The organism is Streptomyces sp. NBC_00443, from assembly GCF_036014175.1.
Lineage (GTDB): Bacteria > Actinomycetota > Actinomycetes > Streptomycetales > Streptomycetaceae > Streptomyces.
Genome location: NZ_CP107917.1, coordinates 1774169 through 1785807, shown reverse-complemented (window position 1 = coordinate 1785807; position 11639 = coordinate 1774169). Strand labels below are relative to the sequence as shown.

Sequence of the window (11639 nt, the reverse complement as noted above, 5' to 3'; positions counted from 1 at the left end):
GAACACCAATGGCACAGGGTGCTCCACCGCCACGTCTGGCGGGGGCGCACCGGTCGAGCCGATGCGATGGCTAGTTTTTACATCGATGTACATTGGCTGTAAAGAGCCAGGAGGCACGGCCGGAAACCGAGGCCGAGCGGGCCGGGAGGACTCGCTGCCGATCCGCGACCTGCCGGGACATAAACTCAGCAGCTCTGAGGGGCAGGGAGGTTCCGGTGGCACGACCCAGGATCAAGGACGTCGCGCGCCTCGCAGGGGTGTCGGAGAAGACGGTGTCCAACGTCATCAACGACTACACCCACGTCTCCGACCGGACCAGGCGCGTCGTCCGCGAGGCCATCGAGGAACTCGGCTACAAGGTGAACCTCGCCGGCCGCCACCTGCGCCAGGGCCGCACCGGCATCATCGCCCTCGTCGTTCCCGAACTCGACGTCCCGTACTTCGCGGAGCTCGCCCGGCACGTCATCCGCGAGGCCGAGCGGCGCTCCCTGACGGTGCTGATCCACCAGACGGGGGCGGATCGCGAGCACGAGCTGGCGGCACTGACCGGATTCGGCTCCAGCTTCGTCGACGGAGTCATCCTCAGCCCGCTCGCCCTCACGCCCGACGACCTGCGCGACCGTGCGGACGCCCCGCCCACCGTGCTGATCGGCGAACTGCTGGAGGAAGGCGCCGACCACGTCGCCATCGACAACGAACAGGCCGCGCGGGAAGCGACCAGGCATCTGCTCGGGCTCGGCCGCCGTTCCGTCCTGGTCATCGGCGGACGCAGCGGCGCGGGCCTGGGCACGGCCGAGGCCCGCACCCGCGGCTACCGCACGGCGCTGGCGGAAGCGGGCATCGCCTACGACCCGGCCGCCCTCCTGCCCGTCACGTCCTTCCGGATGCCGGACGGCGCCGAGGCCGTGGCCCGGGCGCTGAGCGAGGGCGCCCGCCCCGACGCACTGCTGTGCCTCAACGACCAACTGGCGCTGGGCGCGCTGCGCGCACTGCACGAGCACGGCGTTCGCGTTCCCGACGAGGTCGCCGTCATCGGCTTCGACGACGTCGAGGCCGGGCGCTTCAGCGTCCCCACCCTGAGCACCGTGGCCCCCGACAAGGCCGCGGTGGCCCAGGTCGCCGTCGAACTCCTGCAACAACGGATGGACGAGGCGGCCGGGTCCGCCTCGGCGGACGCCACCTCGGCCGAGGTGCGCTCACCTCAGGACCTCGTGGTGGCGCATCGTCTGGTGTTGCGCGAAAGCACGGAGGGTTTCGGCCGGGTGCTGCCTTCGGGCTCCCGGCCGGAGTCATCCTGACCGCGGGAACCGGGGCGACCTCGGACGAGGGCGACAGGTAGCAGACCAAAGACCGATCAGGCCCCCGACGGTGTGCCGATCGCGACCGCCGACGCCACGGCCCGGCCCGGCCCGGCCGAACACGCCCTACCCCCGCCACGCACGTCCGGGCACAATGAGCGCTGCTTCGTCTCCGCCCGGCGTCGCAGGCGGCAACGTGACAGCGCTGGGGCTCGCCTTCGGCTCCCGCACGACAGCAGCACCACGGCATGCAAGCCCGGCACGCCCGGTTACCGGCCGGGCGTGCCCGAAACCGACCGACCGTCCTCGGGGAGATTCGGGATGACAGCACGCCGTACAACCGACAGACGCTCACAACTGATCGCCTACGCACTGAGTTTGCTCGGCGTGGTCGCCCTCACGGTGTCCGGCACCAGCGCGACGGCAGCGTCCGCTGCCCGGCCGCCCACACCGTCCTCGGTGTCCGGCCCGGCCTCGGCCGTCACCTCACTGGGGATCGACGGGACGGCGTGGGCCGTGGACGAGCGGAGCGGGACGTTGCGAGTCCTCGCCGACGCCACGGTCACCGACGCCGAGCTTGCCCGACTCCGCCACGCCGCCGCCCGCTTCCCCGGTGCCGTCACCCTCGAACGGCTCGACGGCCGGCTGCGCACGTTCCTGTCCGGCGGCGACGGCATCTACGCCGGCGGCCGGCGCTGCACGGCGGGCGTCAACGTGCAGAGCGGGTCCACGTACTACTTCGTAACCGCCGGACACTGCACCGCGGGCCTGCCCACCTGGTACACCGGCGCTGCCATGGACACGGCCGTCGGCCCCACCACCGGCAGCAGCTTCCCCGGCAACGACTTCGGGGTCGTCCGTTACGCCAACCCGGCCGTGCCGCACCCCGGCACCATCGGAACGGTCGACGTGACCGGGACGGCGTCCGCCCACGTCGGCCAACGGGTCTGCACCCGGGGCGCGACGACCGGAGTCCGCTGCGGCGTGGTCACCGCCCTCAACGCGACTGTGAACTACGGCGGCGGCGACACTGTGTCCGGGCTGATCCAGACCAACATCTGCGCCGAACCCGGCGACAGCGGCGGTCCGCTCTACGCCGGCGACAAGGTCATCGGCATCCTCTCCGGCGGCTCCGGCAACTGCGCCACGGGAGGGACCACTTACTACCAGCCGATCCAGGAAGCGCTGAGCGCTTACGGCCTGTCGGTCTACTGACGACACGCGCCACGTCTCTTGGCAGCGGTGTCGACGTCCTGGTGCCCGCTGTCCCACGAGCGGTCATTCGCCCTTTGTGGGTCCGCCGTTCCGGCTGTTGCCATCCCGTGGCCACAGCCGGTCAGCACTGTGCCTTCCTACGTCAACGTTCCTGATCTGGAGGGCACATGAGCACATCAGAGCACCGCACCGGGCTGGACAGACGCGCACTCTTGCAGGCCGCGGTGGCGGTACCCGCGGCCGGCGCGGTGGTCACGGCGGCCGGCGCGGGCCCGGCGCAGGCCGACTCGACGACCGTGGGCGGCGGCCGGTCCCGGTTCGACGCGCGCAGTCCGCGGTTCGCGCTGGCCGTGCTTCCCGACACGCAGTATCTGTTCGATGCCGACAGTTCCGATCCGGCGCCGCTGCGTGCCACGTTCCGCTACCTCGTCGCCGAGCGGGAGAAGGCGAACGTCGCCTTCATGACGCACCTCGGCGATGTCACGGAGCACGGCACCGAGGAGGAGATCGAACTCGCCGCCGACACCTTCAGGGGCATCCACGGCAAGGTGCCGTACAGCGTCCTGGCGGGGAATCACGACATCCGCTCGTCCACGGACGACCAGCGCGGCGACTCCGCCTATCTCGCGGCGTTCGGCCCCGAGCGCTACGCGTCGATGCCGACCTTCCGCAGTGCGTCCCCCGACGGCTACAACAGCTACCACGTGCTGCGCGCGGCGGACCGCGAGTGGCTGGTGCTCGCCCTCGACTGGCGGGTGTCGGACAAAGGGCTGCGGTGGGCGCAGGGCGTGCTCGACACCCATCCCACGCTGCCCGCCGTGCTCACCACGCACGACCTCGCCTGGTCGGACGACGATGGCGCGGCGCAGCTGTCGGACAACGGCAAGCGGCTGTGGGACGGCCTCATCCGTGGCAACGACCAGATCTTCCTGGCGCTGGGCGGCCACTACTGGCCGCCCGGGCGCACCGTCCTGACCAACGACGCCGACAACGATGTCCACGTCCACATCACCAACTACCAGGACCGCTACTACGGCGGCGCCGGCATGATCCGCCTCTACGGCTTCGACCTGGTGCGCGGGGTCATCGACGTCGAGACCTTCTCACCGTGGTTCCTCGCCCGTGACCCCGAGCGGCGTTCACCGCTGGAGGCCGAGACGATCGAACTGACCGGACCCACAGACCGGTTCAGCCTCAGCATCGACTTCGACGAGCGTTTCAAGGGTTTCGCGCCGGTCCCCGCGCCGAAGCCGCGACCGGCTTCTGCCGTCATGCCCCGGGGCACGGTCGCCTACTGGCGCTTCGACGACTCCGGGACGACCGCCGCCGGTACGCCCGGTGCCCCCGTGGCCGACGGAGCGCTCATACGTGACCTCACGGGCAACGGCAACGATCTGACGGTGAGCCGGCTGCACTCGAGCGGACCGGATGCCCTCACGTGGTCCGCCGACCACCACCCGGGCCAGCCCGCGCACGCCAGCCTCCGCTTCGACGGCGGAAAGGGCCCTGATCGCGGCGCCGTCCTCACGACTGCCGCGGGCGCACCCGTCAACAGCACGAAGTTCACCCGGGGTTACACCATCGAGACGCACGTCATGCTGCCCGAACCCTTCGAGGGCGACCACAGCTGGATGGGCATCCTGAGCTGGGAGGGCCGCAACGGCGACGCCGGCAAGACGACGGGCTGGTCCCCGTTGGAGCCCACCTGCAGCCTCAACCTGTCTCCGGAGAGATTCCTCCAGTTCGTCGTCTACCCCCACGTCCAGGACGCCGACCCCACGTCGTGGAGCCACGCCGTGCCGGTCGGCCGCTGGATGCACATCGCACTCGTCAACGACGGCCGGCGCACGGTGATGTACGTCGACGGCTCGAAGATCGCCCGCAATCCGGCACAGCCGTCGACGGGCATCACCACGCTCGGCAAGCCCTTCGTCATCGGCGCGACCCAGTTCGACGAGAAGTTCGGGCAGGGCTTCTACGGATGGATCGGCGACACCCGCATCGTGAACCGGGCGCTGTCCTCGCGCGACTTCCTGACGCCCTTCGACTGAGTGGCGTGGAGACGGATACGTGACGGCAGCGGCCGTGAGCGTCGGTCCGTTCTCGCGACCGGCCCTAGGCCATGCCGGCCTGACGCGAGTGCCGCACCGTCGGCTGGTCCGGCCACGTGAACGCGTAGTCCGGCTCGCCTCCCCGTACGACCCTTACGAAGCGCAGCAGTTCGCGCACGATGCCCGCGTTGCCCATCGCCCATCCCGGCTGCGGTTCGAGTGCGCTCGGGGTGGCCCGGTGCTCGACGTTGGACCAGCGTGCGCCGTCGGCGTCGCGGGTGGCGTGGGCGGCGAGGTCGGCGACCAGGACCAGGGCGAACTCGGGGGAGTCGTCCTGCTCGGCGATGCGGTCGACGGCGAGGGCGAGGACGCCCGCCGTGCCGCAGCAGCGGCCGTTGTTGTCCCAGAAGCCGGGGCGCAGCCGGTTCGGCAGGCCGGAGTGTGTGACGGTGTGCCAGCAGCGGTCGGCGAGCGCCGGCCAGGCAGGGTCGGCGGACAGGCTTCGCAGCAGGCGGAAGACCTGGGCGTCGCCGGTGGGGCCGTGGCACCAGCCGTAGTTGTGGCGTTCGACAACGTCGGGGCGGTGGTGCGGGTCGGAGTGCGGGACGAGAAAGCCTTCGGGGCCGCCCTCGTCGCGCGAGACGACGTCCGCGGCACCGGCCAGCGCGAGCTCGGCCAGGTCCTTGCGGCCGGTCGCGTGGCCGACCGCGGCCAGGCCGTACACGATGCCGAGCGTGCCGTGCGAGATGTGGTGCATACGGCCGGGTGCGCCGGGCCGGTGCTGCCAGTTGACCCCGGCGGGAGTCTGCTCCGCCGTGCGGGCGTACGGCTCCACCGCCCGGACGGCGAGATCCTCCTGCCCGGCCAGGAGCGCGCCCAGCCCGATCCCGGCGTTGCCGCCCATCAGCTCGAACAGCTCGCCCCAGCGGGTCCCGTCGAAGCGGGAACGCACCAGCTCCAGGGCCCGGTCCGCGGCGGTGCCGGCGGACGTGTCGCCCAGGTCGTCGTGGACGGCACGCAGCGCGAGGGCCATTCCGGTGCGGCCGAAGTACAGGGAGTCGTCCTCCCAGCTCTCGACGGAGTCCGCCAGCCCGCGGGCCGCGCGCACGGCGGCGTCCGCGTAGGAGTCGTCGCCGAAGTGCCGCCACGCTTCCAGGAGAACCGGGACGACGCCGGCCGTGCCGCTGTAGAGCATGGGGTTGAGCTCGTCGCTGGAGGGCCTGGTCGGCCATGTGAGGCCGCGGCCGACGTAGCCGGTGTCGCGCGCGACCGACAGCAGCCACCGCAGGCCGTCCACGGCCAGGGCCTCGACCTCTTCGAGGGTCGGCGTCCTCACCTCGTTCAATGCCACGTCCCTTGCCCCGTTCATTCCGTAGTCGCCTGCTCAGTCGCCCGGACTTCCTGGAAGCGCGAGCTCCGTGAAATCGCCGCAACCCTACGAGAGGGCACTGACATCGACCGGCGTCACACCGTGCGCAGGAGCCGGTTCACCGCGCGCCCGAACACGTACCGCGCCGTGCGCTTCAGCACACCGTCGGCGGCCCCCGGCAGAAACCGCACCCGCACCTCCTCCCGCCACACCACCCGCGCCCGCCCACCCGGCCCGGGCCGCACCTCGATCTCGGCCCACCCCGTGATCACCCTGCCCCGCTTCTCCAGTCGGCAGAAGCCCGGGGAGTCGTCCCCCGGGGGCTGCCACACCGTGACCTCCATCGGGTCGTCGAAGGAGAGCGGGCCGACTCCGGAGCGGGCGATGACGAGTGTGCCCTCACGGGTCGGGTCGGGCGGGGTGACCCGGATGCGGGTGAGCGGGACGGCCGCGGCATGGCGGGGCCACTCCGTCAGGCGGCGCCACGCCTCGTCGAGGGGGAGTGGAACCGTGCGTTCGAGGAGAAAGTTCGCCACGGAACGATCTTAGGGAATCGAAGCTGGTCATCGGCGCAGTCGTACCCGGGTCGTGCAGTCGGTCCAGCCGGATGTCGGCGGGCGGGCGTACGCGAGGTGAACTCGGCTTCGGCCGCGTCGCCCGCGCCCTACGCTGCCACCCAAGGGCGGGCAAACCGTCCGTCTCCCGGGGGAGTTGGTCGTCATGCCACTGAAGACCTACGGCGTACTGATCGGACGAGCGGTCGACACCCGGCGCGAGGGCGCCGACGACACGCCGCACTACCAGATCCACCTCACCGACGATCACGGCACGCAGTACCGCGCAGCCGTCAACGTCCTGTCCCAGCAGCAGCCCTCCGAGCTGCTCTACTTCGTCAGCGAGGACTTCCGGCACCCGATCACGGCCCGTCTGGAGGGGCTGGAGAGCGGCTGGAACACCCTGCCGCCCGGGCCCGGCGGTCCGAACCTCGACTTCGTGCGCGGCAACCTCTTCGACCCGTCCCTGATGCGGAAGCTGCCGCCGGACCTCGAAGGCCCCGGCAACGACCTGGCCGACCTCCTCGACCACTCCGTCCGTCGCGCGGTCGCCGACCCGGAGGCCCGCGTGCATCTGTTCGGCGAGCGTTGGGGGCCCGAGGCCAAGGTCAGGGACAAGGTCTTCGGCTTCCTGCCCGGCAACGGCGTCCACGACATCCACATGAACCAGGGCAACAGCCGCCGCTTCCGCGACGACGACGGCGTCTGGCAGGACGGCGGGCTGCTCATCCACTTCCCGGCGCAGTCCCGTTGGGTCGGGATCTTCCTCGCCTTCCAGAGCCAGTCCTGGAAGACGGACGACGTGACCGGCCACGCCATCGAGGACGTCGACGGTTCGCGCCCCGTGCCCGGCACCCGGCCCGTCCGTATCGTCGCTGCCCTCGTCAACCCGCGCGGCCCCGCCCCCGAGGCCGAGACCGTGACCCTCCTCAACGCCTCGCCCGCCCCGGTCGACCTGACGGGCTGGCATCTCCAGGACCGGCTGGGCCGGCTGTCCGCCGTGCCGCCGGGACCGCTCGCGACCGGCGCCTGCCTCACCGTCCGCCTCAGCGACGGCGCCCAACTCGGCAACCACGGCGGCGAGATCAGCCTCCTGGACGCCAAGAGGCTGAAGGTGGACGGGGTTTCGTACACCGCCGAGCAGGCAGGGCAGGAGGGGTGGTCGGTCGTCTTCTCCGCACGCTGATCCACCGCTCCCCGCACCGCCTTCACCGCACCGCCTTCACCTCACCTGGTGAGACGGCTCACCGGTACACCTTGCCCGGCTCGGCCTGCCCCGGCGCGAGCAACTGCGGGACGGTCACGAACACGAACCCGCGCTCCTTCAGAGCGTCGATGATCCCGGGCACGGCCGGCACGGTTCCGTCGTAGATGTCGTGCAGCAGGATGATCCCGTCCCGGTCGGTCTGGTCCAGGACGCGCTGCTCTATGAGCTTGGAGTCATTGGTCGTGTAGTCCTTGGCCGTCACGCTCCACAGGACCTCCGACATCCCCAGCTCGCGGCAGATCTCGTGCACCGTGCCGTTCGTACGGCCCTGCGGCGGGCGCATCAGTGTGGGGCGCCGCCCGGTGAGGCGCTCTATCTCCTTGTTGGGGCGCTCTATCTCCTCCCGTATCTCGTCGGCCTCCAGTTCCGTGAGTCTCTCGTGGTCCCAGGTGTGGTTGGCCACCTCATGGCCCTCGTCGGCCATCCGCTCGACCAGTTCCGGGTACTTCTCGATGTGCCGCTTGCCGAGCAGGAAGAAGGTTGCCGGGACCTTCTCCTCCTTCAGGATGTCGAGCAGTCGCGCGGAGTGTTCGCTCGGCCCGGCGTCGAAGGTCAGCGCGACGCACTTGGCCTCGCGGCAGTCGACGCCGCCGAAGCGGGCCTGGGCGGTGGCGGAGGCCTGGGCCCGGGCGGCGCTGGGTGACGTGGTGTCCAGGCGCACGTACTGCGTGAACGCCACCAAGGAAGCGGCCGCCACCAGAACGGCGGCGGCACACAACCAAGCCCACGACTTTTTCATCTTCTTGAACGGAATGATTGGAAAAGGCATGTCGCGACTATACATGGCGAGTATACATGCGATGTATAGAGGGTGTTTATAGGCTCTGAACTGCGCGTTCCGGCGGATTACTGGGCGTAGAACGTCGCGTCCGCCCGATCCGTCGCCGTGCTCGGCGCCTGGACCACCAGCAGGTGGTCGTAGTGCCGCATGTAGCGCCCGGCGTAGTTGTAGGACTCGTACGAGACGCCTGCCGCGTCGGACAGCCCGGCCCGCTTGTGGAAAGTGGCGTCGGACGCGAACTTCGCCGTGCCGTCGTTCTTCTCCAGCCACACCTCGAAGTTCTTGTGCCGCAGGTAGTAGCCGGGGAAGTTGGCCGACTCCAGCGACACCGTGCCGCTGCCGGTCAGGCCGGTCACCACGCGGAACTGTGAGTCCGCGAGCGGGGAGACGCCGGCCTCGATGCGGGCGCGGTACTCCCAGTGCCGGACGAACCGGTCCGCGAAGTTGTACGACGAGAAGCGCTGCGGCGTCACACCGTCGGCCACCGGGATGCCGAAGTCCGGGGCGCCGTCGGCCTTCCAGTACAGCTTCTGGACGCGGGTGCGGCGGTTGGGGTCGTTGAGGGGGTCGCCGGTGATGTCCTTGTAGCTGCGGTCGTGGTAGACGAGGATGTCGCTCTTGCCGTCCTCGGAGACGGTGAAGGAGTTGTGGCCCGGACCGTACTGGCTGGTGGCGGCGTTGCTGGTGAACACCGGCGTGGAACTCTTGCTCCAGCTGGCCGCGTTGAGCAGGTCGGCGCTCGCGGAGGCGGACAGCAGCCCCAGGCAGTAGTTGCTGTCGGTCGCGCTCGCCGAGTACGACATGAAGACCTTGCCGCCGTGCTGGATCACCGCCGGGCCCTCGTTGACCTTGTAGCCGACGGTCTCCCAGGAGTAGGTGGGCCGCGACAGCATCACCGGAGTGCCGGTGATGGTCCAGGGGTTGGTCATCCTCGCCAGGTAGATGTCCGTGTTGTTGTTCACGGACGGGTCGCGCTGGGCCCAGGCCAGATATCTGACCCCGTTCACGACGAAGGTCGTGGCGTCCAGGGAGAAGCTCTCCCACTGGGCTTTTATCTGTCCCTTCTCCGTCCAGGTGGCGGTCAGCGGGTTGGCGCCGGTGCCCTCCAGGACGTACATCCGGATCGCCCACACGTCGTTGGTGGCCCCGGCGGCGAAGTAGACGTACCACTTGCCGTCGATGAAGTGGATCTCCGGCGCCCAGATGTGCGCGCTCATCACGCCGCTGGTGTGCTTGGTCCAGATGGTGACCTCCGGGGCCGTCGACAGGCCCTGGATGGTCGTCGCCCGGCGCAGCACGATGCGGTCGTACTCGGGCACGGTCGCGGTGAAGTAGTAGTAGCCGTCGGCGTGTTTGAAGATGTGCGGGTCGGCCCGCTTCTCCGCGATCGGGTTGGTGTAGGTCACGGCGGGGGAGTCGGGCACGGCCGCCCGGGCGGCCGGGGCGGGTCCGGCGAGGCAGGCCGCCAGGGCGACGAGGGCGGCCATGAGCAGCCGTACGGCTATGCGTCTCAAGGGAGTTCTCCAGAAGTGCGGGTGATCAGGTGGTGGGGACGAGGCGCCACTGCTGGCAGGTGTTGTTCAGCCAGGTCCACTGCCGTACGTCCGCGCCGTTCGCGGCGGAGCAGTCGGCCACGTCGGCGACCTTGCCGGTGGACTCGTTGACGATCCGGACGTGGTCACCGCTCGCCGTGAACACGAGCCGGTAGCGCTGGCACTTGTTGTTCAGCCAGGACCACTGCCGGATGTCCGCGCCGTCGGAGGCGGAGCAGTCGGCGACGTCCATGACCTTGCCGGTGGCGACGTTGACCAGCCGGCTGGTGTCGTCGCCGAGGTCCTCGACCTTCCACTTCTGGTTGGTCCCGCCGGTGCACGTCCACTGGAAGATGTTCGTCCCGTCGGCGGTGTTGCCGCCGTTCACGTCCAGGCACTTGCCGCTGCTGCGGTTGACGAGGGTGTACGACGTCGGTGTCGCGGCCGTCTCGCCGGACGGGCCGGGCAGCGTGGTGCCGAGGGCGACGGGGGTGCCGAAGTCCGGGGTGCCGTCGGTGTTCCAGGTGAACTCCTGGGCGCGGGTGGTGCGTCCGTTGCCGCAGCCGCCGCCGGCCGTGGCGTTGGCGTGGTAGACGATCCAGTTCTCGGTGCCGTCGGGCGAGGTGAAGAAGCCGTTGTGGCCGGGGCCGTAGGCGCCGTTCGCGTCATTGCGCTGGAAGACCGGCGTCTGCTTCTTGGTCCAGGAGGCGGGGTTCAGCGGATCCGAGCCGGTCAGCTCCAGTTGGCCGAGCTTGTAGTCGGCGGTGTTGCAGTAGCTGGCCGAGTACGTGAGGAAGGTACGGCCGTTGTGGTAGAGCGGTTCCGGGGCCTCGTTGACGGGCGCGCCGGACCGCTCCCAGTCCAGGGTCGGGCTGGAGATGATCGTGAAGGCGTTGCTCGCCAGGGTGTACGGATTGCTCAGCGGCGCGATGACCAGGCTCTGCGTACTGCCGTTGATGAACCCGCTGCCGACCAGGTACAGCTTGTTGTCGGTCCGCAGCACACTCGCGTCGATCAGCCAGCCGCCCGGCGTCAGGTTGGAGCCGGTGAGCGAGCCCTTGTAGGTGTACGGGCCCATCGGGTCCGTACCGGCGCTCTCCAGCACATGCGTGCGCTGCGAGTCGCAGCACGCCACGCCGCCCTGTCCGGCCGAGTAGTACACGTACCAGCGGCCGTTGAAGAGGTGCATCTCCGGCGCCCAGATGTTGGTGTTGCGGGTCGACGTGGTGTCCGACCACACCTGCACATCGGGCGCGCCGGCCAGACCCGCGAGCGTCGGCGACTTGCGGATGCCGAGCACGCCGGTGAACGTCGTGGTGATCAGGTAGTAGTTGCCGTCGTGGTACTGCAGCCAGGGGTCGGCGCCCTTGGACGACTTCAGCGGGTTCGTGTACGGGCGGCCGTCCGCCGCGGACGCCGGTTGTGTGGTCGCCACCAGGGCCAGCAGCGCGGCGAGCACGCACAGGACGAATGATCTGCGGCGTTTCCTGAGCGGCGTGCGAGACATCCGAGGCATACGAGACCGTCCCTGTTCGTAATTTCGAACGAAGTTCGTGATTCCGATCGCGATTG

9 protein-coding genes are annotated in these 11639 nt (G+C 69.9%); 4 read left to right on the top strand and 5 right to left on the bottom strand.

What is annotated here, in order from left to right; genetic code table 11:
- The first annotated feature begins 215 nt into the window (after positions 1–215).
- From OHO27_RS08065 to OHO27_RS08055, 3 genes are all read left to right on the top strand, one after another.
- Positions 216–1298, top strand: coding sequence for a LacI family DNA-binding transcriptional regulator (locus tag OHO27_RS08065; protein ID WP_328421714.1), 1083 nt, complete (start codon positions 216–218; stop codon positions 1296–1298).
- 321 nt (positions 1299–1619) lie between these two features.
- On the top strand, positions 1620–2513 hold the full coding sequence (locus OHO27_RS08060) for a S1 family peptidase (RefSeq protein WP_328421712.1): 894 nt from the start codon (positions 1620–1622) through the stop codon (positions 2511–2513).
- Between the two features lie 167 nt (positions 2514–2680).
- Complete coding sequence (locus tag OHO27_RS08055) at positions 2681–4564, top strand: LamG-like jellyroll fold domain-containing protein (RefSeq protein WP_328421710.1); 1884 nt, start codon at positions 2681–2683, stop codon at positions 4562–4564.
- A 64-nt stretch (positions 4565–4628) separates the two neighbouring features.
- Here the strand turns inward: OHO27_RS08055 and OHO27_RS08050 are convergent, their stop codons facing one another.
- Positions 4629–5900, bottom strand: a complete 1272-nt coding sequence (locus tag OHO27_RS08050) for a lanthionine synthetase LanC family protein (protein WP_328430378.1) — start codon at positions 5898–5900, stop codon at positions 4629–4631.
- A gap of 128 nt (positions 5901–6028) precedes the next feature.
- Positions 6029–6469, bottom strand: a complete 441-nt coding sequence (locus OHO27_RS08045) for an SRPBCC family protein (protein ID WP_328421708.1) — start codon at positions 6467–6469, stop codon at positions 6029–6031.
- 184 nt (positions 6470–6653) lie between these two features.
- On the opposite strand from OHO27_RS08045, the gene OHO27_RS08040 reads away from it, so the two are divergent.
- A complete protein-coding gene (locus OHO27_RS08040) occupies positions 6654–7673 on the top strand; it encodes a DUF2278 family protein (RefSeq protein WP_328421706.1) in 1020 nt (339 codons plus the stop codon).
- A gap of 58 nt (positions 7674–7731) precedes the next feature.
- Here the strand turns inward: OHO27_RS08040 and OHO27_RS08035 are convergent, their stop codons facing one another.
- The 3 genes from OHO27_RS08035 to OHO27_RS08025 all read right to left on the bottom strand — a co-directional run bounded on the left by OHO27_RS08035 (position 7732) and on the right by OHO27_RS08025 (position 11574).
- The gene (locus OHO27_RS08035; RefSeq protein WP_328421704.1) at positions 7732–8523 is read right to left on the bottom strand and encodes a polysaccharide deacetylase family protein; all 792 of its coding nucleotides are present in this window, start codon (positions 8521–8523) and stop codon (positions 7732–7734) included.
- A gap of 77 nt (positions 8524–8600) precedes the next feature.
- Entirely contained in the window at positions 8601–10022 is a 1422-nt protein-coding gene (locus tag OHO27_RS08030; protein WP_443059693.1) for a family 43 glycosylhydrolase, read from the bottom strand.
- 52 nt (positions 10023–10074) lie between these two features.
- Positions 10075–11574, bottom strand: a complete 1500-nt coding sequence (locus OHO27_RS08025) for a family 43 glycosylhydrolase (RefSeq protein ID WP_328421702.1) — start codon at positions 11572–11574, stop codon at positions 10075–10077.
- Between the last annotated feature and the right edge of the window lie 65 nt (positions 11575–11639).

Excerpts from the sequence above, each read along its gene's own strand:
- OHO27_RS08060 (WP_328421712.1), top strand. The coding sequence starts at position 1,620 with ATGACAGCACGCCGTACAACCGACAGACGCTCACAACTGATCGCCTAC.
- OHO27_RS08055 (WP_328421710.1), top strand. The coding sequence starts at position 2,681 with ATGAGCACATCAGAGCACCGCACCGGGCTGGACAGACGCGCACTCTTG.
- OHO27_RS08040 (WP_328421706.1), top strand. The coding sequence starts at position 6,654 with ATGCCACTGAAGACCTACGGCGTACTGATCGGACGAGCGGTCGACACC.
- OHO27_RS08035 (WP_328421704.1), bottom strand. The coding sequence starts at position 8,523 with ATGCCTTTTCCAATCATTCCGTTCAAGAAGATGAAAAAGTCGTGGGCT.
- OHO27_RS08030 (WP_443059693.1), bottom strand. The coding sequence starts at position 10,022 with ATGGCCGCCCTCGTCGCCCTGGCGGCCTGCCTCGCCGGACCCGCCCCG.
- OHO27_RS08025 (WP_328421702.1), bottom strand. The coding sequence starts at position 11,574 with ATGTCTCGCACGCCGCTCAGGAAACGCCGCAGATCATTCGTCCTGTGC.